Genomic DNA, 23,230 nt, shown 5'->3' with positions numbered 1-23,230 from the left:
TGCGTCCATGAGGGGTGGGAGCCGATGAGGACGCGGACCCTGAGGTTCGGCTTGTACGCGGACGAGCAGGGGCTGGCCTGGGTCAGGGAACTCGTCAAGGAGGCTGTGGGTTCCCGGAGTGCCCGGATCGCCGGGGAGACCGTCGCACGCACTTTTCCCGGCAGCGGGCTGACGACCGCTGACGTGTACGGCATTCTGGCGGAGCAGTGGGCCTGGGAGCATCCTGGTCAGGGCAGCGGTGCGCGGGAAGCGGTCGAGTTGCGCTTCCACTTGGTGTGTTCTCTGCGGACATGGCGAGCGATCCGCCGGACCGTGATCAAGGCTTTGTGTCCGGAGGGCATGGCGCCCCACGTGTGCCGTGTTCCATGGGTCGCTGCCTGAGCCGATCATCTGAAATGGTCTCGCCGACGCCGAATACGCCGGGGCGGAAGCACCTACTTGCCGGCGCGCGCCATGAGCACCGGCTGGAAGAAACCCGTCTCGTGCGGCATCCGCCACTGCGGGTCCGCGAACCCCGCGTCGGTCGCGAGACCGGTCAGCCGGTCCCGGCCGAGTGCCCAGTAGACGGTTCGACGGACCCTGACGCGCCATTCTCCGTCGGCCGGCAGCAGTTGGAAGTGCTCCACGTCGTAGTGCTCGCCGTCCTCGTGCCAGTGCCAGAGCTGGAAGCTGACGGTCCGTTCTCCGCCGCCGGTCGGCTGGTGGACCTGGGGAGGTGCCGAAGCGGGTCGGTCGCGCAGCAGGTCGTCGTAGGGGCGCGTGCTGAGCAGCAGCAGGCCGGCGGGACGCAGCACGCGGCGCATCTCCGCCAGGGCGGCGTGGACGTCATGTTCCGTCAGCAGATGGGGCAGAGCGTTGTCCGCACAGACGACGATGTCGAACCCGCCGTCGGGAAAGGGCAGGCGTCGCATGTCGGCGGCGGCCGCGCGCAGCATGACATTGCGGTGGGCGGCCTCACGGGCAGCGCGGGCGGCGGCGCGGGCGCTGAGGTCCGTACCGGTCACGCGATGCCCGTGCAGCGCAAGGCCGATGGCCTGCGTACCGATGCCACAGGAGCAGTCGAGCACGGACGCGTTGTCCTGGCCCATCAGGCTGTCCAGTGCGTTTCCCTGCCGCCGAATGCTTGTGTCCCAGTCCGCGTAGATCAGGTGGTAGTCATCGGCCAGTTCGTCATAGAAATGTGCCACCGAGGTCTCGGGCATGGCCAGAGGCTACTGCGCGAAGGACCCGGCGCGGGTCCGTACGCCCCCGGAAGTAGGCGCAGGGCCTTCCCGCGCGGGACGCCCGGCGGGAGCCGCTCTGTGAGGGTGGAGACGCCGGGGCCGGGACTTCCGCTCCGGTGTCATCGCCTACCTCGGGAGGGGACGCCTCCGTGTCCACCGCCACGCTCACCCGTACGAGTGCGCCACGCCCGGACCTCGGCGCTCTGAGCGGCGTGCTCTACGTCCTGTTCTTCGTGGCCGGCCTTGTCGTCGCCGGGGTGTCGGGCCCGTCCGGCACGGTGACGCCGTACTCCAGTGACGCCGAGGCGCAGGCGTATCGGCTGAAGGATCCAGCCGCGCTGGAGAACCTTTTCCGCGCTCTCGGCCTGCTGCAGGGGCTGTCCGCTCTCGCGCTGCTGGTGTTCGTTCCCTCACTGACCGGGTTCGTACGGAGGTACGGGAGCGACGCACGGGCGGGTGTCGTCCGCGCGTTGGCCACCGTCGCCGGGGCGTTGCTCCTGCTGTCCGCGAGCACCAGCTGGGTTCTGGCCCAGATCGGCTCCACGGCGGAGTTGTCCACGTATCGGGCCGTGTCGGACCTGTCCTTCATCACCGGTGCGGGTCCGGCCATCGCCGCCCTCGGCGTGGCGGTCTTCCTGGTCGCCGCGACAGGACGTGCCGGGCGTGCCCTGCCCGCCTGGGTCACGTGGAGCGGCATGGTGACCGGGGTGGCCGGCGTGCTGTCGATGAGCTCGCTCGTCGCGGCCGGTGGCTCGGTGTTCATCCCGGTCGGCCGCTTCCTCGGCTTCGTCTGGTTCGTCGCACTCAGCGTGTTGCTGTGGCGGCACGACGGGCGCAGGGGTGGTCTTCCCGGCGCCGGCGTGCCGCGGCGTCCGTGAGCCGACGGGACTTTCGCGGCTGGTGCCCACGGGGTCAGTTCGTGCGGGTGTTCGGCAGGTGCGGCCCGATGTAGCCGACGATCACTTTACCGGTGGCGCCGGATGTGTCGTCGTAGAAGTGTATGCGCGGCGCGATCCGCCCCTTGTTGTCGATCTTTATGTGGGCCTCCATGAACACCTTGCGCGAGGCGTCGACTTCCGGCGGCACGAAGAACATTCTGTGCTGCCGGAATTTCTTGTCGTTGCGCACGGAGTCGGACTCCACCATGGCCACACGGGTCACCGGATAGGTGCGCATACCGTGGGGGGCGGCCTCGCAGAAGTCCCGGAAGGTCCCGCCGAAACCCTCGCCGTCGGCGCTGTAGGCGCTGTAGGAATCCAGCGCCAGCAGCGCGTCCCATGCTTTCGGCGCCCAAGCGGAGCTCTTCATGTCGTCGTCGAGGTCGCCTGCCCTGCTCTTGTCGTAGGTGAGGATCAGATGCCTCATCCGGCCGTGGGCCAGCTCGTTCAGTGCGGCGAAGGACATCGGCACCGACTCCTCGACGGGAGGCATGTACGTGTCCTCAGCCCGGCCGGCCTTCACCACTCGCCGCTGCGGCACCGCCTCGCGCGCCTTGCCGGGACAAGGTTTTCTGGGCCAGGAGTTCAGAACCGTTTACCTTGCTCAAGGCCGGGGCGCTGCCGGCGTTTTCTTCGACCACCCATTGCAGGGTTTCATTCACGCCGCGAGAATCCACCAGGCGCACCTGGAGCTCGGAGACGTCGGGCAGTGGGGTGATTTTGCAGCTCCACTGGGCGGACAACGGTCCCGCGATGGGAATGGCCAGCGGAGTATGATTCTGCACCCATGCCGAGACTCGCCCGCCGCTTCCATCGACTTGACCTGCGGGTTCGGCCTCACCCTCCGAGGATGCAGTCATTTCACCCTCATCACTCTCACCCATCCGCCCTCCTTGCCTGGAAAATACCAATCCAGAGGCACGCGCGGGCGGTCGAGCCCTGAAGTGCAATTCAATGCTCTTGATTACTTACATTTTGACGCATTCATATCACTTGTGACGGCTTCACGGCCGGCGGGAACGCTTCTGGCCCACCGCTCGTCTACAGTGCCGGAACGTCTACACGATTGTAGTCATTCGTAGGGAGGCTCCAGGCCGATGACCACACCACTGCTCCTCGCCTCGCAGTCGGCCGTCAACCTGCTGGACGCCCGGTCGCTGCTGGCCGCTTTCGGCGTCCTGGGCGTCGGCGTGGTGATGTTCGCCGAGACGGGGCTGCTGGTCGGCTTCTTCCTGCCCGGGGACTCACTGCTGTTCACCGCGGGCCTGCTGTGCACGGGTACGGCCGACCGGACCGTGCAGTTCACCCTGGGGCCGCTGCTTCTCGCGGCGGCCACCGGGGCTCTGGCCGGCGCGCAGTGCGGGTATCTGATCGGCCGGAAGGCGGGCGGAGCCCTGCTCGCCCACAACCGCTCGCAGCGGCTGCGCGAAGGAGCGCAGCGGGCCGAGGAGTTGTTGGAGCGGTACGGGTATGCCAAGGCGGTGGTGCTGGCCCGCTTCGTGCCGGTGGTGCGGACGGTGCTCAATCCGCTGGCGGGCGCGCTGGGCGTGCCGGTGCGGACCTTCACCGTGTGGCAGGTGGCCGGCGGCCTGGTGTGGAGCGTCGGCCTCACCCTGGCGGGGTACGCGCTGGGTTCCTCGATCCCGAACGTCGACCGTTACCTGCTGCCCCTGGTCGCCTTGATCGTCGTCGTTTCGGTGGTCCCTCTGGCGGCCGAGGTGCTCCGTTCCCGCCGGGCCGCCGCGGCGCGGGAGGAGCGCGGGTGACCGAATCCGGAAGAGCCGCTGGAGAGCCATGCGCCACAAGATCCTGGTCGTCGAGGACGATCACGCACTGCGGGACGTGCTGCGCCGCGGCCTGGACGACGAAGGGTACGACTCCGTCCTCGCCGCCGACGGTGCGACCGCCCTGCGGCTGGCCACCCCCGGCATCGCGGCGGCCGTCCTGGACATCGGGCTGCCCGACGCCGACGGGCGGGACGTGTGCCAGGCCATGCGCGCCAACGGCTTCCTCGCCCCCGTGCTCTTCCTGACCGCACGGCACCAGCTCACGGACCGGCTGTCCGGCTTCTCCGCCGGCGGCGACGACTACCTGCCCAAGCCCTTCCACCTCGCCGAGCTCGCCGCCCGGCTGCGCGCGGCCCTCAGAAGGACCGCACCGGCCCCGGCGGCCACGACCGGGGACCTGGTCCTGGACGCGGTCGGGCACAGCGTCACCGCGCACGGTGTGCGAGTCGCCCTGACCCCGACGGAGTTCCGGCTGCTCGCCACGCTCGTCACCGCGGCCGGCAGCACCGTACGCCGTCGCGAGCTGGTCCGAGCCGGCTGGCCCGAAGGCGCACAGGTGAGTGACAACACCCTGGACCAGTACCTGACCCGGCTGCGCCGCAAGCTGCGTGAGGCGGGCAGCGCGCTGACGATCCGTACGGCCCGCGGGTTCGGACACCACCTGTCATGAACCCCGATCCGTCATGAATGCCGATCGTGCCCTGCGCCGTCTGGCGCCCCGCACGCTGCGCGGCCGGCTTTCTCTCGTGGCACTGACCACCGCCGCTCTGCTGATGACCGTCCTGACCGTGGTGTTCAACGCCGTGATGGACCGTCACCTGCAGCACCAGGCGGACGACGAACTGCGCAACCGGGCCGCCGCCGTGGCCACGACCGTCGACACCAGCGGCCCCCGGGTGCGCGTCCTGGAGACCGTCAACGACCGGCTCCTCGACGCCAACGTGTGGATCTACGCCGGAAGACGACTGCTCGAGAAGCCTCCGTCGACCATGTCCGACAGCCCGTTGGCCCCCGCCGTGGACCGGCTGGCCGTACAGCGCGCGCCGGTCTGCGAGACCGTCCGCCCCCACGGTCTGCGGCCCGTCCGGCTGTGTTCCCGGCCCGTGCCCGGCCCCCGTGCGACCGCCACGGTCGTCACCGCCCTGGACCTCGGTCCCTATCGCAGTTCGGCCGACACCCTGCTGCTGGGGTCACTGGTCCTGGACGCGATCATGCTCGCCTGCACCTACGCGCTGACCCGGCTGGCCGTCGGCCGGGCACTTCGCCCCGTGCGGACGATGACCGACCAGGCCACCCAGTGGAGCGCCGTGGGCTCCGACGACCGCTTCGGCGCGGCCGAGCACCCGGTCGAACTGGCCCGCCTGGGCGCGTCACTGGACGCGCTCCTGGACCGCATCCGCACCGTCCTGCGCCACGAGCAGCAACTGACCGGGGAGCTGTCCCACGAACTGCGCACCCCGCTCACCCGGATCATCATGGAACTCGACTGGTGGCGTGCCCGCCCCCGTACGGCCGCCGAGACCCGCGCCACCCACGAGACGATCGCCGACGCCGCCCAGGCCATGCGCACGATATGCGACACCCTCCTGGACGACGCCCGCGAGAACGTCCTGAACGCGCCCACGGTCCCCGGGACGACCGACGTCGTCCCCGTGCTGAGCCGCCTGATCCAGCGCGTCGACGCGATGGACCGGGTGAGGGCCTGCCTGGAGGCCGCGGCCCCGGTGCTGGAGGCGGGGGTCGCCCCCGCGCTCCTCGAACGCATCGTCAGCCCCCTGCTCGCCAATGCCGTCCGCTACACCCGCTCCAGCGTGACCGTGTCGGCGCGGCGCGGGTCGGGCGCCGTGCTGATCGACGTCGTCGACGACGGGCCCGGTGTGCCGGAGTCGTTCGCCGGCGAGCTGTTCCAGCCGGGCCGGCGTGCCGAACCGGGCGACGGACACGACGGCGCGGGCCTCGGGCTGCCGCTCGCGCGACGCCTGGCCCGCGCCGTCGGCGGTGATGTGTCGTACGACCCCGCGCACACGCCCGGGGCACGGTTCACGGTCAGCCTGCCTGGCGGGTGACCGTCTCCTCCGCGGCGGCCCGGGGACCGGTGGTCCGGCGCTCCCGCACCTGGGCGTAGGCCATCAGGCCGAACAGGACGGCGAGCAGGACGGCGGACGACCCCGCGGTGCCGAGGTCCAGGCCGCCCTTGGCGACCGGCTTGGTGAGGAAGTCGCCGGCGGTGGCGCCGAGCGGGCGGGTGAGGACGAAGGCGATCCAGAACAGCAGCACGTTGGGGACCGCCGGCACCTTCATCAGGGCGAGGAGCACCAGCAGCACGCCGGTCACCAGGGCCGCGCCGCCCAGGTAGCCGAGGCCGGAGCTGTCGGACAGGAAGTCGCCCATGGAGGTGCCGAGGGTGTTGGAGACGAGGATCGCCGCCCAGAACAGGGCCTCACCACGGAAGGTGACGATGTCCCGGATCTGGAACGTCATCCCGGACACCTTCCACACCGCGAAGATGACCAGCAGGATCGAGATCAGGATCGCGGCGCCGGTCGGGTAGCCCAGGCCCAGCCCCTGCGGGCCCCAGCCGAGCGACTTGGCGCCGTTCGACAGGAACTTGGCGCTGGCGTCTCGGTTCATGAAGTCGGACATCGTGGTGCCGGCCATGCTGGTCGACAGGATCACGGTCCAGTAGAAGAACGGGTTGTAGTGCGAGGAGCGGAGCTGGACGACCAGGGTCACCACGAAGACAAGGAACAGGGCGATCGTGGTGAGGAAGTAGCCGATCTTCAGTGTCTGCGCGAACAGGTCGCCCGCGGTCTCGCCCAGGGTGGTCGCGGCGATCTTCATGATCCAGAACGCCAGGGTGACCTCGGGCAGCTTCTTCATCACCGACTTCGTTCCGCTCGCCGCCGACCGGTGCGTACCGGCGACGTCGAGATCGGTGAGGACTTCCGGATTCTCCAAGGCTGGGCACTCCTGTGTCCGTGGGGGGTACGGCAGGGCGCCCGTTCCCCCCGAGGGGAACGGGCGCCCTGTGACATGAACCGACCGTGAGCGACGGCCATGGCCAACTGACTCTGCCAGTCAGATCCTGAACGCATCCTGAACGTCTCCGACGCTGGTCAGACCGCTGGAGGGGCCATCGCCCACCCGTCCGGCGGCGTCCTTGCGCGTGGGACGCTCCGGGCGGCCGGACACCGCCGTGTTCAGGTTGCTTTCAGGCTCGGGGCCCGCTACGGCAACTGATGCCACAGAAGCATCAAAACAATGGCAAAGGGGCCTGGGCCGCGCGTCGTTCACCGTGCCATCGTGCGGATCATGACCGCGAAGCACGCCCTTGATGACCGGCCCCTCGTCTCCCTACGGCAGACCGCGAGCAAGGTGCCGGAAGTGACCGTCTACTTCTGGATGATCAAGGTGCTGACCACCGGCATGGGTGAGACGGCGTCGGACCTCCTCGCCCGCCTGCTCGGCCCGGTACCGGCGGTCGCGCTCGGCGGCCTCGCCCTCGTGGCCTCCCTGGCCGTGCAGTTCACGCTCCGCCGGTACGTCGCCTGGGCCTACTGGACCGCCATCGTCATGGTCAGCGTGTTCGGCACGATGGCCGCCGACGTGCTGCACGTCGGCCTCGGCGTGCCCTACGCCGTGTCGGCCCCGGCCTTCCTCGTCGTGCTGGCCGCGGTCTTCGTCCTCTGGTACGTGAGCGAGGGGACGCTGTCCATCCACAGCATCCGCACCCGCCGCCGGGAGATGTTCTACTGGGCGGCCGTCCTCGCCACCTTCGCCCTCGGCACGGCCGCGGGCGACCTCACCGCCACCGTCGGCTTCGGCTATCTGGGATCGGTCGTCCTCTTCGCGGCCGCCATCTGTGTGCCCGCCCTCGCCCACCGCTTCGGCGCCCTCAACGCGGTGACCTCCTTCTGGACCGCGTACGTCATCACCCGTCCGCTCGGCGCCTCCCTCGCCGACTGGATGGCGGTCGGCCACACCCGTGGCGGGCTCGGCCTCGGTCTGGGGCCCGTCACCCTCGCGTGGACGGTCGCGATCATCGGCTTCGTGGGCTTTCTCGCGGTGTCACAGCGCGATACGCAGGGCGATGTGCGGCGCGATGCGCAGAGCAACGCCGTTGCCTGATCACGGTCGCCGAGGAAGACCTCACCGACCTCGCGTCAGTTCCCGACCGCTCCGGCGATGAGCGCCTGCAACTGCTCGGCGGTGCGATCGAGCGGCTGCGTACTCCGCTTGGCGCGGCACATGACGACCGTGCCCTCGACGGCCGCGACGACGAGCGTCGCGAGCTGCTCGGCCTGCTCGGCGCCCGCGCCGTGCGTCCGCAGCGACTCGGCCAGCAGGCTCTCCCACTGGCCGAACACCTCGGCGGCGGCGGCCAGGGCGGGCGGGATCCCATCGGCCGGGGGTTCCTCGATGGCCACGGCCAGCACGGGGCAGCCGGCGTGGAAGTCGCTCTCGACGACGATGGTGCGCCACAGCCCGAGGAAGGCCCGCAGCCCCTCGGCCGGTCCGGCCTCCAGCTCCCTGCGCAGGGTGCGGGCGACCCACTCGCCCGTATAGCGGACGGCTTCGGTGGCCAGCTGCTGCTTGCCCTCGGGGAAGTAGTGGTACGTCGAACCGAGCGGCGCCTTGGCGTGCTTGGCCATCTCCCGGATGCTCGTGGCGCTCAGGCCACGCCGACTGATCATGTCGGCGGCACCGGCCACGATCCGCTCACGCGACGGCGTACTGCTCCTGGCCACCCGCTCCACCACCTGGACACGACCCCTCTGGATATAGCGACCGTCATAGTCTACCGTGACCTGTCGTTATAACGGTCGTCATAGCAAGTGTCCGTCGAAGCACGAAGGAGCCGCCATGCCCATGATCCGGCTGACCGCCCCCGCCGGAGCCCTGACCGCACAGGGCCGCGGCACCGTCCAGCGCGACCTCGCCGCCGTGCTGCTGCGCTGGGAGGGCGCACCCGACACCGCCTTCTTCCGCGCCCAGGCGTGGAGCTACCTCGTCGAACTGCCGGAGGGTGCGCAGACCACCGCGGAGGACGACGCGCCCCGCTTCCTGGTGGAGGTCACCGTCCCGCAGGGCGCCCTGTCCGAGCGCCGCAAGGCGGGCCTGGTCGAGGAGGCGACCAGCACCGTGCTGGCCGCGGCCGGCCTCGCCCGGGACGACGCGCTGCGCGTGTGGGTGCTGGTGCACGAACAGCCCGAGGGCACCTGGGGTGCGGGCGGCTCCGTCGTCCGCTACGCCGACCTGGTGGCCCTGACGAAGGAGCAGCGCGCCGATGCGTGAACTGACCTACGTCGCCAAGCGCACCGTCGAATGGCGTGAGGCACCGGATCCGAAGCTCCTCTCGGACGGTGAGGCGATCGTCGCGCCGGTGGCCGCGACGCCGTGCGACGTCGACTCCGCCATCCTGGCCGGACATGCCACGCGGCGGCAGCCGCCTATCGAATACAGCGTCGACCCGCCGTTCGCCATCGGCCACGAGTGCGTCGCCCGGGTCGTGGAGACCGGTGACGCGGTCACCGCCGTCGCCCCCGGCGACCTGGTCGTCGTCCCCTGGTCCATCAACTGCGGGACCTGCGGCCGCTGCCGGGCCGGGCTGACCGCGCACTGCACCACCGTGCCGTACATGGCGATGTACGGCGCACCGATCGGCGGCGACTGGGGCGGGCTCTTCTCCGACCTGGTCCGTGTCCCGTACGCCGACGCCATGCTGGTCCCGCTGCCCACCGGCCTCGACCCGGTCGCCATGGCCTCGGCGAGCGACAACTGGTCCCTGGCCTGGCGCCTGGTCGCCCCCCACCTCAAGGCCCGTCCGGGAGCCCGGGTGCTGGTCGTCGGCCGCGGCAGCATCGGTCTGTACGTGTGCGACATCGCCCGCGCGCTCGGCGCCTCCGAGATGCTGTACGTCGACCCCGACCCCGAACACCGCGAACTGGCCCGCGGCTTCGGGGCCGCGACCGCGGAAAGCCTGGAGCCGATCCCGCAGAGCCACGACATCGCCGTCGAGGCCACCGGCCGCGTCGACCAGCTCGCCATGGCCGTCAAGTGCCTCACTCCGGAAGGGATCTGCGAGAGCGCCGGCAACCACTTCCGTCCGGGCGAACTGCCCCTGCTCGACATGTACCTCACCGGCGTCACCCTGCGCGTCGCCCGTGACAACGTACGCGCCCACATCCCCGACGCCCTCGAACTCGCCGCCTCCGGCCGGGTCGCCCCCGAGCGGGTCGTCTCCCACGTCCTCGACTGGGAGGACCTGCCGGCCGCGCTCCCCGAGAACCACCTGAAGCCGGTCTTCGTCCGGGCAGATGACTGACCGGCCCCGGATCCCGCCCCACCGTCCCAGCGCACCGAGAAACCCGATGCAGCACTCCCTCACCGACCCGCCGGGCACCGGCGCCGAAGAAGCCGAAGAACTGGAACGGCAGGAACTGGACCAGCAGGGACTGGACCAGCAGGAACTGGACCAGCAGAAGGCGGCCATCGCCCGCCTCGGCGACGAACTGCGCGCCCTGGTGGAAGCCACCGTCCGCACCGCCGCCTCCCCGGACACCCTGCACCGCATGGCGGACGAAGTCCGCACCCTCACGGGCCGGTTGACCGGACGGCGCCGCGCGAGAGGCGAGATCCCCGAGGTGGACGAGTTCCCGGCGGGGACCCGGATCTACAGCCCGGTCACCGGAGCCGGCAGTCCGCTCGCCCCGCCCGTCCGGGTCACCCCCGCCGAGGATGGCCTGGTCGGCGAGTGCACCCTCGGCATCGCCCACGAAGGCCCGCCCGGCTACGGACACGGCGGCATGAGCGCCATGCTCCTGGACGAACTCATGGGCCGCGCCCGCGCGTCCGCCGGCCTGCCCGGGCTGACGGTCTCCCTGCGGATGCGCTATCACCGCCCGGTCCCCCTGGAGACACCGCTGCGGATCGTCGCGCGCGTCACCGGCACCGACGACCGCAAGGTCTTCGTGAGCGGTGCGATCACCGCCCGGGCGGACCCCGGCACGGACCTCGTCACGGCCGAAGGGGTCTTCGTCGCCCCGGATCTCGATCGCGTCCGCGCACTGTTCCCGGGTCTGCGACAGGCCTGAGCCACGGCGGCGATCCCCTTCCCCGTGTGATGATGCACCGGCAACGACAGGCCCTGGGGAGGGGCCAGGCGGGGGAAGGGGCGGCAGCGCGCATGGGCAAGGGTGGGGCGTCCATACCGGACGAGGAGTGGGAGCGCTTCCTGAGGGAGGCCGAGGCCGGGACCGAGGGTGCGCCCCGAGAGCCGTCCGCGAGGGCCCGGATGGTGGCTCGGCGACTGCGGGAGGAGTCCGGCCCGACGGACGGGTGGCGGACTCACCGACCGGTCCGGCGGGCGCGGCGCAAGGGCTGGTACGTGGCGGGTGTCCTGGTCGCGGTCGCACTGCTGGTCGTGGCACTGGCGCCGGGGCGGGTGGCCGGCTGGTTCGGAGTCGGGGGCGACGACGGCGGGAACGCGCCGCTCGCCGCGGAGTCGAAGCGTCCGGACAAGCCGCCGGCGACAGAGGCGGCGACCCAACTGCCCACCCTCGACCAGCCGTTCAGGGGCTCGCCCGCGGTGCGGTGGGCCGACGGAACGGCGGGGATCAGTCTGCCCGCGGCACGGGCGACCGGCTGGATGAGCAAGGCTCAGGTCGCGCAGGCCCTCGACCGGACCCGGGACTTCCTCGCCGAGTCCAGTCTGGATCCCGCGGTGCTGCGCGGGGAGCGGCCGCGGAAGGCGATCGCGATGGTCAATCCGCACCAGCAGGACGTGCAGGACTACCTGGGGACCGCGTTCCGCGCACCCAGCCGCAAGAACGATCCTCTGCTGCTGTTCAGCCGGTTCGACAAGGCGAAGGTGCGGCTCGTCGGAGACGTGGTCAAGACCCGGGGGCGCATCACCTACCGGGAAGGTGAGCGCGGTGCGCTGGAAGTGACCACGGATGTCACCTACGTCTATCCGGTGGTGCGCGCCGCGGCCGGCAGCGACGAGGTCGTGCGTACCATCGTGCGCCGCGAGGTCGTGATGAGCTGGGACGACCCTGCGAAGGTCGTCACCGAGCCGGGGACGTTCTCGCTCGTCTCCTACAAGGTGGACACCACCAACGGCGGTTGCGACACCTTCACCGGCTACCTCACCCCCAAGTTCGCCGCCGATCGCGCCACCTCGAGTCCAGGGGACGGCGCCGAGATCGACCCGTACGACCGCAGCGAGTCGATGGACACGCGTATGCGGGAGAACGGCGACGCAGGATGCGGGACCGCCACACGGTCGTGAACGGCAGCCTGCCGTCCGGTGGGTGAACGCGCCGCGGTGTGGATGCGGCGTGGTGTGGATGCGGCGTGGTGTGGATGCGCCGCGGTGCGACCGCCCGCCGATGTCCGGGCGCCGGGCCGGACGGGTGAATCCGGGCGTCCGGTGAGTGGCGGCCGGGGTGAGAGCGGGAAGGGCCACTCGGAACACCGGACCAGCGATGGGCGGGAGCCTCCCCATGCCGAAGTTCCTCATCCAGGCCACCTACACGCCCGAGGGCACCAAGGGGCTGCTCAGGGAAGGCGCGAGTGGCCGCCGCGCCGCCGTTGAGCAGGTCGTCACCGGCCTCGGCGGGAACGTCGAGGCCATCTACTACGCCTTCGGGCAGGACGACATCGTGCTCATCATCGACCTCCCCGACGCGGTGTCCATGGCGGCCGTCAGCCTCACCGTCAAGGCCAGCGGGGGCCTCCAGACCCGGGCCACCCCCCTCCTCGCCGTCGACGAGATCGACGAGGCCACCCGCCGGCAGGTGGACTTCCGCGCCCCCGGGGCGTGAGCGGCCCTCAGCCGGCGGCCTTGGCGATGATGGCCTCCATTTCCTCCCGTCCGAAGGCCCGCAGGGTCGAGGTGCGGACGTTGCCCACACCGCCGAGCTGCAGGAGTGCCGCGGTGGCGGTCTCGTCGTCGGGTGCCTCGACGACGGCGACGAGGTCGTAGGCACCGACGGTCCAGTAGATGTCCACGAGCTCCGCACCGAGCTTCTGCACCGCCGCGCCGAAGGCCTCGGCGCGCTTCGCGGTGTCCTTGTAGTTCCGGACCCCTTGGTCGGTCCAGTTCAGCAACGCGATGAACGTCGGCATGTTCTTCCGCCTTCACGAGAGAAATACATCCCGAGAACAATCCTGGTCTTGTCAGGCGGAATCCGCATGAGGGGCGCGTCCGGGCGGCATCCCCGCGCGAGCCGGTCCTCACTCCTTCTGGGCGGGGCGGCCGGACGGGGCGTCGTCGCCGCGCATGGGCAGTCTCAGGGGACGGCCGCCGCGGTGCTCCCAGATGTCCTGGAGGACCACTTTGATCATGCCGGCGACGGGAATGGCGAGGAGGGCGCCGAGGATGCCGGCGAGTTCGGCGGCGATCAGGATGGCCAGGAGCACGGTGAGCGGGTTGAGCTGCACCGTGCGGGAGAGGATGACCGGCTGCAGGAGATGGTTCTCGAGCTGCTGGTAGACGATGAAGAAGACGACGACGCCGATGCCGGCCGGCACCGAGTGGACGAAGGCGGCGAGCCCGGCGACGACGGCGCCGAGGGTGGCGCCGACCAGGGGGATGAGGTCGGCGATCGCGACGAAGAGGGCGATCAGGCCGGCGAACGGGACCCCGGCCACCCGTAGCGCGGCGTAGGTCAGCAGCCCGCAGATGAGGCTGATCAGCAGATTGCCGGTGAGATAGCCGGTGACCGTCCGGGCGCAGGCGGCGCCCACCCGGCGGATGCGGGCCGCGCTGGGCTCGTCCACCAGGGCGAGTGTGCCGTCGACGACCTTGGGTCCTTCCAGCGCCATGAGGTAGGCCAGTACGAAGATCGTGAGGGAGCCCGCCACGGTGGTCGCGGCGCCGCGGACGAAGGCCAGGGCGGGTGTGCCGAGGCCGGTGGCGAAGTTGCGGATCTGCCCGCGGTGCTCCCGGACGTACTTCAGGGCGTGGGTGCGTTCGAGCAGGTCCCCGATCGGTCCGCGGCCGGCGCGGGCGTCCTCGATCAGGCCGGGCAGTCGGGCCGCCAGCCGGCTGCCTTCCTGGGCGAGCGGGGTCACGAACAGGGCGACCAGTCCCGCGAGGACGACGGCCGTGACGAGGAACACCAGCAGGGTCGCCACCGCCCGGCGGCAGCGGGGCAGGCGCCGCTCGACCAGATCGACCGCGGGGTAGAGGGCGACGGCGAAGAACAGCGCGACCACGGTCCACACCAGTACCCGCCGGACCTGCACCACCAGCTCGAGCGCGAGATAGGTGGCCAGTACCAAGCCGATCACCGTGAGGATGGTCCGGACCGGCACGGGTCGGGACTGCATGGTCGGTGAGTGCCCTCCGTTCCCAGTGGCAAACGACCCGCGGCACCAGCGTCATACGGCACGGGCACCCTCGGGGCCGCCGAAGTGGTCGACGACGACGCGCTTCACGACCTCAGCGTAGGGAGGCCCCACGGGTGCCGCACGCCGTTCGGGGCGGCACCCGTGGGACGAGCCGACCGGATGATCAGGCCGCCAGGGCGGCGGGTTCCTCCGACTCGTCCGACTCGCCCAGCAGGTTCATCAGGGTGGCGCGAGCCCGTGCCACGCGGGACCTGACCGTGCCGACCGGGCAGTCGCTGACCTCGGCGGCCTCCGCGTAGGGCAGGCCGAGCAGCTGGGTGAGGACGAACGCCTGGCGCCGGTCGTCGGGCAGCGCGGTCAGCAGGTCCAGCAGGACGACGCCGTCGTCGAAGCCCGGCAGGTCACACGGCTGGACCAGCTCGACGGTCAGTTGCCAGTCGGGGGTGTCGGCCCGGCGCGGGCGGGCGGCGGCGTGCCGGTGACTGTCGACGACCGCGCGGCGCGCGATGGACAGCAGCCAGGACCGGGCCGAGGAACGCCCCTCGAAGCGGTGCAGGCTGCCGAGCGCCCGCAGGAACGTGTCCTGGGCCAGATCGTCCACGGCCTGGGGGTCGCCGCAGAGGTGGGCGACATAACGCCGGACGTCCCGGTCGAGGGCGCGCACGAACCGCTCGACCGCGTCGGCGTCACCGCCTCGGGCGGCCAGCGCCCATGCGGTGATCGATTCGTCGAGTGCCGCCGTCCTGTCGCTTTTCGCGCGGGCGGCGGGCAGGGCAGAGGTCATCACCTGGTGTCCTTCTCGGGTAGACCGTGATCCGGAGGGCGCGCGGCAGCGCACGGTCCGGTGCAGTGGGGAGGCGGCCCTACGCCGGTGCGGCGCTCTGACGCCGGTGCGGTCGTACGGCCGTGGCCCGGGGCGCGTACGGACGGCCCCGGGAAACCAGCTGTCTCAGACGACAGCCGGGCCCACGGGCGGCCCCCGAGAAGTGATCGCATGGACGAGCAGCAGGCCACGCGGCGCCCGGTCCGAACGGCGGCGCCGCAGGGTGACCCGCGGGCGGTCCGGGGTGGCGGGCAGGGCCAGCAGCAGACGCAGCGGCGCCGCCAGCCGCCCGGCCACGGCCCGCAGGATGCGGAAGGCGGCCTTCTCCCCGTGGGCCAGCCACAGTCCGCACAGCAGCGCGGCGAGCAGGTGGGCGGCGAGCATGCCGAGCGACGGCGAGCCGCCGTCCAGGGAGTAGCCGGCCCCGTCCATGCCGGTCCCGTCCATGCCGCTCGCGCCCATGTGCCCCATGCGAAGGGAGCCCATCCCTGCGGACCCCATGCCCATGGAGCCCATCCCAGCGGACCCCATGCCCATAGAGCCCATGTCCATCGAGCCCATGTCCATGGAGCCCATGCCGCTCATGCCCATGGCGCCCGAACCGCCGGACGCCGACCCGGCGCGGGAGAAGGCCTCGTGCAGCACCGCCTGGGCGGCGACCACCACCGCCACGACCGACGGCAGCCCACGCTCACGCCCCGCCACACACCAGCCCGCGGCGCCGGTCACGGCGGCTCCGCCGGCCAGCGCCCACGCGGGCACGTCACGGCCGGACATCAGCACGTGGCCCAGGGCGGCGAGCAGCACGCACACCGCCGCGAACACCGCGGCGCGTAGCGTACGAGCACACCACCCAGCTGTCATGGCGCCTCATCCTGGCATCCCGACTCCGGTCGTCACACGGGGGTACGGAAAGCCACAGGCAACCACACTCAACCCACAGCGTGTGATCCAGAACACGGCAACTTGCCGGAACTCACCGGCACTTGGATCCGACCCCTGAGGGGAACGGCGTCGCCGTCCCGTGTGCGCGGCCACCGGCTCGGTCAGGTAACCGTAAAGAACCTTGACAGAACATTGGTCTAGTCCAACCATGGTCGCTGTTCGCCCCTGGTCAGGGGGAACCTCCTGACGCCCACCGGTCCGGCGGACGTTCTCAGTGCTGCCCTTCCGCTGTCTCCGCCTGCTCGTCTTCACTCTGGGAGCGTCAATGAGACGACCTGGTCCTGTTCGTCCGCTTCGCGCCTTGCTGTCCTGCGCGACCGTAACCGTCCTGTCAGCCGGGCTGGCCGCCCTCGGCGGGGGTGGCGCGGTCGCCGCGCAAGCGACCCCCTCGCAGTCCGCCCGGCCCGTGCCGGCGCATGTGGCGGCCCCGTACTTCGAGTCATGGACCGGTGAGAGCCCGGCCGCGCTCGCCGCCGAGTCGGGCAACAAGTACCTGACGATGGCGTTCCTGCAGACCGCCACCGCGGGCTCGTGCACGGCCTACTGGAACGGCGACTCCACACAACCCGTCTCCCCGGCGGCCTTCGGCAGCGACATCGCCGCGATCCAGGCGCGTGGCGGCAACGTCATCCCGTCCTTCGGCGGCTACGGCGCCGACACGACCGGCACCGAACTGGCCGACAGCTGCACCAGCGTGGACTCCATCGCCAAGGTGTACGAGCGGCTCGTCACCACCTACGGCGTCACCCGGATCGACCTCGACGTCGAAGCGGACTCCATCGTGAACTCCGCCGGGATCGACCGCCGCAACAAGGCGATAGCCCAGGTCCAGCACTGGGCCGAGCGCACCGGCCACCGGGTGCAGTTCTCCTACACCCTGCCGACGACGAACACCGGCCTCGCACCCAGCGGTGTCGCCCTGCTGCAGAACGCCGTCGACAACGGCGCGCGCGTGGACGTCGTCAACATCATGACGTTCGACTACTGGGACGGCGCCACCCACGACATGGCCGCCGACACCGAGACGGCCGCCGCCGGTCTGCACGAGCAACTGGCCGCCCTCTACCCGAAGAAGAACCCGGTGAAGCTGTGGAGCATGATCGGCGTCACCGAGATGCCGGGCATCGACGACTACGGCCCCGAGGAGACCTTCACCACCCAGGACGCGGTCACGGTGAAGGACTGGGCCGTCGCCAAGGGCATCAACACCCTCTCCTTCTGGGCGCTCCAGCGTGACAACGGGGGCTGCGTGGGCACCGCCGGCGCGAACGGCTGCTCGGGCATCGACCAGGACACCTGGTACTTCAGCCACGCCTTCGAGCCGTTCACCCGCGGCGCCGGTGGCACCGGATGACCCCCGGGGGATCCTCGCAGGAGCATCACACAGACTGCACACAGTCTTTCGAATGACTCGTTAGCGTGCTGTTCATCCGATCCCACGTGCGAACGTGACCGATTCGCGACCCGGTGGGACGACAGCACGTCAACCCAGGAAGACCGTGGACAGATGGACTACTGCTCGTCGTGCCGCCGGCATCTGAACGGCGCCCTGATGTGCCCCGGATGCGGCGCCTACGCTCCGGACATCGCCCCGGTCATCCCGCCCACGGCAACCGACGGCTACCCGGTTCCGGGCCTTGCCGCGCAGGCGGCGACCGGCACCGCGGTGTGGGAAGCCGTGGACGAGGCGCCGCAGTCCGGTCCGTCCGAAGGTCTCCAGGACGTGCCGCCCGCTCCGCAAGGGCGGGCGGCACGGCGTCGCCAACTGGCCCGCTGGAAGAAGAACCAGCGCCGGGCCGTGGTCGCGACCGCCGTCGCCCTCGTCGGAGGCGGCCTCACCGTCTCCGCGATGGACCGGCAGTCCGCCCACCGGGCCCAGGCCTCGACCGCGCCGGAGGTCCCGACCACACCGGCCGTCGAGGAACCGACGTCGCAGCACATCCGCCCGGCCACCCCACGGCCCGGGACCCACCGCGCCACGCCGCAGACCGACCTCCCGCGGACCCGGTCCGTCCCCGCCCAGCCCGGCACCACCCCGCCGAGCACGCACGTGGACGCCGCGCCCTCCGCGGACAAGCCCTCGACCGCCTACACGGTGCACACGGCTCCCACGAGCCGTACGGCGGCGACACCGGCTACGGCGCAGGGCGACGACTCCTCGTCCTCGAGCGGAACGACCACCGGCAACAGCGACACGGCCCCGCAGCAGGCGCCCGCGCCCCCCGCCGCGAACGGTACGAACCAGGGAACGTCCCCCCAGACGACCCCGACCACCGCGACCCCCACCCCCTCCTCGCCGCAGCTCTGCCTGCTGGTGGTGTGCGTCGGCTGACCGCCCTTCAGCAGTACCGGTCCACTCCCCCGGTCCGTTGCGGTGGTCCGATTCCTTTACGCATTTCTGACGCCCGCACCGCATCCGCCGGCCTTCTCCTGATGTCCTCATCCGTGTCTCGTACTACCGAGTCAGCAGAAGGAATGGAGTGCCATGGAAGGCACCGTCGTCGCAGTCGTGTTGGTGGCCCTGCTGGTCCTGGCCGTGCTGCGCAGTGGGATGCGGGTGGTCAACCAGGTGGAGCGCGGCGTCGTGTTCCGCATGGGCAAGGCGCTGCCGGAGTACCGGCAGCCGGGCGTCACCTTCCTGATCCCGTTCGTCGACCGGATGCGGAAGGTGAACACGCAGGTGGTGGCCATGCCGGTGCCGACGCAGGAGGGCATCACCAAGGACAACGTGTCGGTGAAGGTGGACGCCGTCGTCTACTTCCGGGTGGCGGACCCGCTGCGGGCCGCCATCGAGGTGCAGGACTACGTCTTCGCCGTCGGGCAGGTCGCCCAGTCCTCCCTGCGGTCCATCATCGGCAAGAGCGACCTGGACGACCTGCTGTCCGACCGGGAACGGCTGCACGAGGGCCTCGCGCTCATGATCGACAGCCCGGCCGCCGGCTGGGGCGTCCACATCGACCGCGTCGAGATCAAGGACGTACAGCTGCCGGAGTCGCTGAAGCGGTCCATGTCCCGCCAGGCCGAGGCCGAGCGGGAGCGGCGGGCGCGGGTCATCACCGCGGACGGTGAGTTCCAGGCGGCGCAGCAGCTCGCCAACGCGTCCCGGATCATGTCCGACACCCCGGAGGCCATGCAGCTGCGTCTGCTGCAGACGGTCGTGGAGGTCGCCGCCGAGAAGAACTCGACACTGGTGATGCCCTTCCCGGTGGAACTGCTGCGCTACTTCGACAAGGCGGCCCAGCAGTTCGCGGCTCCGGCGGCACCGTCCGCCCAGGCGGCTCCCGAGACTCCTCAGGCACCTCAGGTCCCCGCGGCCGAGGCTCCCGCGGCCGAGGTCCCCGCGGCTCCCGTCACGCCCGTGCTCCCGCCGGCCGAAGCCGCTCCCGTGCCGGCCGCCGGGCAGCCGTAGCCAGCGCCAGCGTCACCCCGGTCGAGGCGAGGGCCATGACCGTCATCGCCGTGGCGGGCGAGGTGAGTTGGGCCACCGATCCCGCCAGCGAGGCGCTCACGCCCTGCATGGTCAGCATGCCAGCGGAGTGCAGCCCGAGGGCGTGCCCGCTGAGCTCGTCCGGGGTGAGGGCCACCAGTCGCTCCTGCTGCACCAGCCCCGCCCCGAAGCCGACGGAGGCGACGGCGGCGAGGGCCGCGGCGAGCGGCAGGGGCGGCCGGCCGAAGAAGACCAGGTACGGCGCCGCCAGCAGCAGGAGCAGCGGTACGGCCATCCTCGCTCGCACCCCGGGCGGCAGCAGCCGGCCCACGGTCACGTCCCCCACCAGCATCCCCAGCGCGGCGCAGGCGAACAGTGTGCCGGCCGCACCGGGGTCGTAGGAGACGAAGAGGGACTCGCAGCCCACCACCAGGCCGTTGGGGATCCACAGGCCCAGATAGACCAGCCGGCGCGGGCGGGACGACCACAGCAGGGCGTTGGTGCGCCAGGTCGCCGCGACGGAGGGGCGGCCGGCGGTCCGCGGCGGGCGCCGGGTCAGGCCGAGGCGGGCACCGAGGGCCGCCGCCGTGTAGAGGGCCGCCGATGTCAGCAGGGTCACGCGCGGGGACAGCGCGGCCACCAGGACGCCTCCGGTCGCGTATCCGGTGATCTGCGCGAAGCCGCTCATCATGTTGAACACCGAACGCCCCAGCAGATAACCGTCCTTGGCCAGGATCTCGTTCAGCAGGCCCCAGCGCACTCCCCCGCCGAGCGAGGCGATCAGCCCCTGGACGAGGAGGACGGCGAAGACCGCCGCCACCGCCAGTCCGGGCAGCGCCAGGAGCGCCGTACAGGCCGCGAAGAGCAGGGGGATGCCCGTCAGCGCCGCCCGCGGCGGCAGCCGGTCCGCGCCCGACAGGAAGAGGGACGCGCCGAGCACCTGCGCCAGGGACGGTCCGAACATGCTGACGGCGGACAGCAGCGGCGAACCCGTCGTCCGTAACACCAGCGTCCCGAGCGCCAGACCGCCCACCGTCTGGGCGGCGGTGTGCGCGGCGCAGGACAGGAAGAGCGGGGTGAACTCGGGCGTGCGGAAGAGGTCTCGATAGCTGCGGGAAGTCATGCGGGGAGTCTGCGAGGGCCCGCCGACGGGCGTTATTGTTTCGCGCCCGCGCGAAACCTCCGGAGGTGCCATGGGCTGGTGGCAGGTCGACGCGGACACGCTCGTCCGCAGCCGGTTCGTCATCTCGCCGCTCGCCGAGACCTTCGCGAGCCTGAGACTGCTGCACACGGGCACCGGCGGGCACCCCGGTGAGCAGCGGTGGCTGCGCGACCACCTGCCCGGCTACCGGGAGCGGCTGGCCGCCGACCCGGTGACCGCGCTGCTGGTGCGGGCCGGGCTGGGCCGGAGCTGGAACGCCGACTTCCTCACCCCCACGCCCCGGGACGGCGAGAGCGCCGAGGAGGGCATCGCCCGGGTGGGGGCCGCCCGGCCGGAGGAGGCCCGCGCCCATCTCCGGGTCTCGCTCGCCGGCCCGCTGCCCGACGCCCTGGACCGCGACGACCTGCCCGCCCGCGCGGCCGCGCTGCTGGAGTACGTCTGGACCGAGACCGTGCTGCCGTACTGGGAGCGCCGCCGACGGGTGCTGGAGGCCGATGTGGTCGCCCGTACGGACCGGGTGAGCCGGGGCGGCTGGGCGGAGGTGCTGGACTCGCTGCGGCCGGGCCGGACCCGCTGGCTGGGCGCCAACCGCCTCCAGATCAACCTCCACGAGTACCCGCCCCGGGAGATATCCGGCGCGCTGTTCTTCGTACCGGTGACTCCGGGGGCCGGCTGGGTGTCGTGGGAGGAGCCCGACCGGTACGCCCTGGTCTATCCCTGTGACGGTGTGCTCGCCGGCCGGGACGACCGGGCCGTGCCCACGGCGCTGGGCGCCCTGCTGGGGGCCGCCCGGGCCGGAGTGCTGGTGCTGCTCGACTCCCCCATGTCCACGACCCAGCTGACCGCCGTGACCGGGCAGGGGCTCGGGTCGGTGGGCCGGCATCTGAAGGTGCTGCTGGAGGCGGGGCTGGTGCGGCGGCGGCGGGCGGGCCGCTCGGTGCTGTACGCGCGGACGGCCGCCGGGGAGGTGTTGATGGATGCCGCGGGGGCGCGGGATCCGCGGGAGGGCGGCGGGGCTAGCATCCGCCCATGACGACTACTGACCACACCGGTTCCGTACTGAACACCGAGATCGGCGCCCTCCAGGGCGGTTCCGCGGACCTCTCCCAGTACGCGGGCAAGGCCGTGCTCATCGTGAACGTGGCCTCCAAGTGCGGGCTGACCCCGCAGTACTCCGGGCTCGAGCGCCTCCAGGAGCGGTACGCCGAGCGGGGCTTCACCGTGCTCGGGGTGCCGTGCAACCAGTTCCTCGGGCAGGAGCCCGGCAGCGCCGAGGAGATCGCCGAGTTCTGCTCCGCGACGTACGGCGTCACCTTCCCGCTGACGGAGAAGGTCGAGGTGAACGGTGAGGGCCGGCACCCGCTGTACGACCGTCTGACCGGCTTCGCCGACGCCGAGGGGCACAGCGGGGACATCCGCTGGAACTTCGAGAAGTTCCTCGTCGGGCGGGACGGCCGGGTCGTCGCCCGGTTCTCGCCGCAGACCGAGCCGGAGGCCGCGGAGGTCGTGTCGGCGATCGAGGCGGAGCTGGCCCGATGACCTGTTGACCTTGCCCTTGGGGCAAGGTCGAGCGTCCCTGTCACCGGGCGGAAAGGACCCGTCCGGTGACGGAGGATGCTCTCGTGGACGACGAACTGCTCACCATCGGCGCGTTCGCGGCGCGGGCGCGGCTGTCGGCCAAGGCACTGCGGCTCTACGACCGCCTCGGGCTGCTGTCCCCGGCGCACGTCGACGAGGCCAGCGGCTACCGCTACTACCGGGCCGAGCAGACCGAGCGGGCCCGGCTGGTGGCGCTGTTGCGGCAGCTGGACATGCCGCTCGCCCGGATCGCCGAGGTGGTCGAGGCGGACGGAGTCGAGGCGGCCGGGCTGCTCGCCGCCTACTGGGCGGGCGTCGAGGCGCGGGTGGCGGGGCAGCGGACGCTCGCCGAGTACCTCCGTGGACGGCTGTCGGGGAGGAGCTCCGAGATGTACGGCAGGTTCGTGGTCGAGACGGTCGACGTGCCCGAGCAGGTGGTGATCACCGAGAAGCGGCACACGCTGGCGGACGAGTTGCCGGCGTGGATCGGTGCGTCGCTGGGGCGGCTGGAGGAGGCGGCCCGGGAGTGCGGGGGCGTCGTGGCGGCACCGTTCGTCGTGTACCACTCCGAGGTGTCCATGGAGAGCGACGGTCCCGCCGAGTCCTGCGTTCCCGTGGCGGACGCGGCGGGGGCCCGGGAGTGGGCCGCGCGGCGGGGCCGGGCGTGGGAGACGGCGGTACGGGTGGAGCCGGCCCGGCGGCTGGCGTTCACCCGGATCACCAAGGAGCAGGTGGCGCACCCTCAGATCCTGGCCGCGTTCGAGGCGGTGGAGGAGTGGATGGCGGGTCATGGCCTCGAACCCGCGGGCCCCTGCCGTGAGGTGTACTTCGCCGACTGGGACGCGGCGGGGCCGGGGGACGCGGTGTGTGATGTGGCGTTCCCGGTGAAGTGACGGCAAGGGCGAGCCCCCTCGGCAAGGACGGCGGGCTGGTCGAGAGGGCTCTGGGTGCTGCTTGTGGAGTTGTGGTCGTCGAAACCGGGCGGGCGGTG

26 protein-coding genes are annotated in these 23,230 nt (G+C 71.5%); 16 read left to right on the top strand and 10 right to left on the bottom strand.

The genetic code is table 11. The features are described 5' to 3' along the window. Positions 1–434 precede the first annotated feature (434 nt). Positions 435–1,202, bottom strand: coding sequence for a class I SAM-dependent methyltransferase (locus tag ACFYZQ_RS22955; protein WP_389150648.1), 768 nt, complete (start codon positions 1,200–1,202; stop codon positions 435–437). Between the two features lie 170 nt (positions 1,203–1,372). On the opposite strand from ACFYZQ_RS22955, the gene ACFYZQ_RS22950 reads away from it, so the two are divergent. Further along, positions 1,373–2,101 (top strand): hypothetical protein, encoded by a 729-nt coding sequence (locus ACFYZQ_RS22950; protein ID WP_389150646.1) that lies wholly within the window; start codon positions 1,373–1,375, stop codon positions 2,099–2,101. A 34-nt stretch (positions 2,102–2,135) separates the two neighbouring features. On the opposite strand, the gene ACFYZQ_RS22945 is transcribed toward ACFYZQ_RS22950, so the two are convergent. Together ACFYZQ_RS22945 and ACFYZQ_RS22940 are read right to left on the bottom strand one after the other, a co-directional pair. Then, positions 2,136–2,654, bottom strand: a complete 519-nt coding sequence (locus ACFYZQ_RS22945; RefSeq protein WP_389150643.1) for a hypothetical protein — start codon at positions 2,652–2,654, stop codon at positions 2,136–2,138. 10 nt (positions 2,655–2,664) lie between these two features. After that, the gene (locus tag ACFYZQ_RS22940) at positions 2,665–3,045 is read right to left on the bottom strand and encodes a hypothetical protein (protein WP_389150641.1); all 381 of its coding nucleotides are present in this window, start codon (positions 3,043–3,045) and stop codon (positions 2,665–2,667) included. A gap of 213 nt (positions 3,046–3,258) precedes the next feature. Here ACFYZQ_RS22940 and ACFYZQ_RS22935 point away from each other — a divergent pair, with 213 nt between their 5' ends. The 3 genes from ACFYZQ_RS22935 to ACFYZQ_RS22925 are packed head-to-tail and all read left to right on the top strand — an operon-like array spanning position 3,259 to position 6,014. Next, positions 3,259–3,927, top strand: a complete 669-nt coding sequence (locus tag ACFYZQ_RS22935) for a DedA family protein (RefSeq protein WP_389150638.1) — start codon at positions 3,259–3,261, stop codon at positions 3,925–3,927. Between the two features lie 28 nt (positions 3,928–3,955). Beyond that, entirely contained in the window at positions 3,956–4,618 is a 663-nt protein-coding gene (locus ACFYZQ_RS22930) for a response regulator transcription factor (RefSeq protein ID WP_389150636.1), read from the top strand. A gap of 13 nt (positions 4,619–4,631) precedes the next feature. Continuing rightward, complete coding sequence (locus ACFYZQ_RS22925; RefSeq protein WP_389150633.1) at positions 4,632–6,014, top strand: sensor histidine kinase; 1,383 nt, start codon at positions 4,632–4,634, stop codon at positions 6,012–6,014. Here the strand turns inward: ACFYZQ_RS22925 and ACFYZQ_RS22920 are convergent. Continuing rightward, positions 5,995–6,906, bottom strand: a complete 912-nt coding sequence (locus tag ACFYZQ_RS22920) for a hypothetical protein (RefSeq protein ID WP_389150630.1) — start codon at positions 6,904–6,906, stop codon at positions 5,995–5,997. The genes ACFYZQ_RS22925 and ACFYZQ_RS22920 overlap by 20 nt on opposite strands. A 354-nt stretch (positions 6,907–7,260) precedes the next feature. On the opposite strand from ACFYZQ_RS22920, the gene ACFYZQ_RS22915 reads away from it, so the two are divergent. Beyond that, a complete protein-coding gene (locus ACFYZQ_RS22915) occupies positions 7,261–8,076 on the top strand; it encodes a hypothetical protein (RefSeq protein WP_389150627.1) in 816 nt (271 codons plus the stop codon). Between the two features lie 35 nt (positions 8,077–8,111). Here the strand turns inward: ACFYZQ_RS22915 and ACFYZQ_RS22910 are convergent, their stop codons facing one another. Then, positions 8,112–8,696 (bottom strand): TetR/AcrR family transcriptional regulator, encoded by a 585-nt coding sequence (locus tag ACFYZQ_RS22910; RefSeq protein ID WP_389150624.1) that lies wholly within the window; start codon positions 8,694–8,696, stop codon positions 8,112–8,114. A gap of 115 nt (positions 8,697–8,811) precedes the next feature. Between ACFYZQ_RS22910 and ACFYZQ_RS22905 the strand changes: the two genes are divergently transcribed. The 5 genes from ACFYZQ_RS22905 (at position 8,812) to ACFYZQ_RS22885 (ending at position 12,773) form a co-directional block, all read left to right on the top strand. Further along, the gene (locus ACFYZQ_RS22905; protein WP_389150621.1) at positions 8,812–9,243 is read left to right on the top strand and encodes a 4-oxalocrotonate tautomerase family protein; all 432 of its coding nucleotides are present in this window, start codon (positions 8,812–8,814) and stop codon (positions 9,241–9,243) included. Further along, positions 9,236–10,273: a zinc-binding dehydrogenase gene (locus tag ACFYZQ_RS22900; protein WP_389150619.1), complete on the top strand. Its 1,038-nt coding sequence runs from the start codon at positions 9,236–9,238 to the stop codon at positions 10,271–10,273. The genes ACFYZQ_RS22905 and ACFYZQ_RS22900 overlap by 8 nt, the downstream gene beginning before the upstream one ends. A gap of 46 nt (positions 10,274–10,319) precedes the next feature. After that, positions 10,320–11,042 (top strand): PaaI family thioesterase, encoded by a 723-nt coding sequence (locus tag ACFYZQ_RS22895; RefSeq protein WP_389150616.1) that lies wholly within the window; start codon positions 10,320–10,322, stop codon positions 11,040–11,042. A gap of 92 nt (positions 11,043–11,134) precedes the next feature. After that, a complete protein-coding gene (locus ACFYZQ_RS22890; protein ID WP_389150614.1) occupies positions 11,135–12,238 on the top strand; it encodes a hypothetical protein in 1,104 nt (367 codons plus the stop codon). A 214-nt stretch (positions 12,239–12,452) separates the two neighbouring features. Further along, positions 12,453–12,773 (top strand): GYD domain-containing protein, encoded by a 321-nt coding sequence (locus ACFYZQ_RS22885; RefSeq protein WP_389150611.1) that lies wholly within the window; start codon positions 12,453–12,455, stop codon positions 12,771–12,773. Positions 12,774–12,780: 7 nt separating this feature from the next. Here the strand turns inward: ACFYZQ_RS22885 and ACFYZQ_RS22880 are convergent, their stop codons facing one another. The 4 genes from ACFYZQ_RS22880 to ACFYZQ_RS22865 form a co-directional block, all read right to left on the bottom strand. After that, positions 12,781–13,077, bottom strand: coding sequence for a GYD domain-containing protein (locus ACFYZQ_RS22880; RefSeq protein ID WP_389150608.1), 297 nt, complete (start codon positions 13,075–13,077; stop codon positions 12,781–12,783). 108 nt (positions 13,078–13,185) lie between these two features. After that, positions 13,186–14,283, bottom strand: a complete 1,098-nt coding sequence (locus ACFYZQ_RS22875; RefSeq protein WP_389150606.1) for an AI-2E family transporter — start codon at positions 14,281–14,283, stop codon at positions 13,186–13,188. Between the two features lie 184 nt (positions 14,284–14,467). Next, entirely contained in the window at positions 14,468–15,091 is a 624-nt protein-coding gene (locus tag ACFYZQ_RS22870; protein WP_389150603.1) for a sigma-70 family RNA polymerase sigma factor, read from the bottom strand. A gap of 162 nt (positions 15,092–15,253) precedes the next feature. Beyond that, entirely contained in the window at positions 15,254–15,991 is a 738-nt protein-coding gene (locus ACFYZQ_RS22865) for a hypothetical protein (RefSeq protein WP_389150600.1), read from the bottom strand. 382 nt (positions 15,992–16,373) lie between these two features. On the opposite strand from ACFYZQ_RS22865, the gene ACFYZQ_RS22860 reads away from it, so the two are divergent. The 3 genes from ACFYZQ_RS22860 to ACFYZQ_RS22850 all read left to right on the top strand — a co-directional run bounded on the left by ACFYZQ_RS22860 (position 16,374) and on the right by ACFYZQ_RS22850 (position 19,481). Further along, on the top strand, positions 16,374–17,426 hold the full coding sequence (locus tag ACFYZQ_RS22860; protein ID WP_389150597.1) for a chitinase: 1,053 nt from the start codon (positions 16,374–16,376) through the stop codon (positions 17,424–17,426). Positions 17,427–17,579: 153 nt separating this feature from the next. Then, the gene (locus ACFYZQ_RS22855; protein ID WP_389150595.1) at positions 17,580–18,404 is read left to right on the top strand and encodes a hypothetical protein; all 825 of its coding nucleotides are present in this window, start codon (positions 17,580–17,582) and stop codon (positions 18,402–18,404) included. 153 nt (positions 18,405–18,557) lie between these two features. Continuing rightward, entirely contained in the window at positions 18,558–19,481 is a 924-nt protein-coding gene (locus tag ACFYZQ_RS22850; protein ID WP_389150592.1) for a slipin family protein, read from the top strand. Here the strand turns inward: ACFYZQ_RS22850 and ACFYZQ_RS22845 are convergent. Continuing rightward, positions 19,423–20,622 carry an MFS transporter gene (locus tag ACFYZQ_RS22845; RefSeq protein WP_389150590.1) on the bottom strand — a complete coding sequence of 400 codons (1,200 nt, stop codon included), beginning with the start codon at positions 20,620–20,622 and terminating at the stop codon, positions 19,423–19,425. The two genes, ACFYZQ_RS22850 and ACFYZQ_RS22845, sit on opposite strands and share 59 nt — an antisense overlap. Positions 20,623–20,692: 70 nt before the next feature. On the opposite strand from ACFYZQ_RS22845, the gene ACFYZQ_RS22840 reads away from it, so the two are divergent. From ACFYZQ_RS22840 to ACFYZQ_RS22830, 3 genes are all read left to right on the top strand, one after another. After that, positions 20,693–21,694, top strand: a complete 1,002-nt coding sequence (locus ACFYZQ_RS22840; protein WP_389150588.1) for an ArsR/SmtB family transcription factor — start codon at positions 20,693–20,695, stop codon at positions 21,692–21,694. Further along, entirely contained in the window at positions 21,691–22,200 is a 510-nt protein-coding gene (locus tag ACFYZQ_RS22835; protein WP_389150585.1) for a glutathione peroxidase, read from the top strand. Before ACFYZQ_RS22840 ends, ACFYZQ_RS22835 begins: the two co-directional genes overlap by 4 nt. A gap of 65 nt (positions 22,201–22,265) precedes the next feature. Continuing rightward, complete coding sequence (locus tag ACFYZQ_RS22830) at positions 22,266–23,132, top strand: MerR family transcriptional regulator (protein WP_389150583.1); 867 nt, start codon at positions 22,266–22,268, stop codon at positions 23,130–23,132. The last annotated feature ends 98 nt before the right edge of the window (positions 23,133–23,230 follow it).

This window comes from Streptomyces sp. NPDC001843 (assembly GCF_042891955.1).
Taxonomy (GTDB): Bacteria; Actinomycetota; Actinomycetes; order Streptomycetales; family Streptomycetaceae; genus Streptomyces.
The sequence above is the reverse complement of the archived record's forward strand: the minus strand, read 5'-3'. Positions and strand labels throughout refer to the sequence as shown.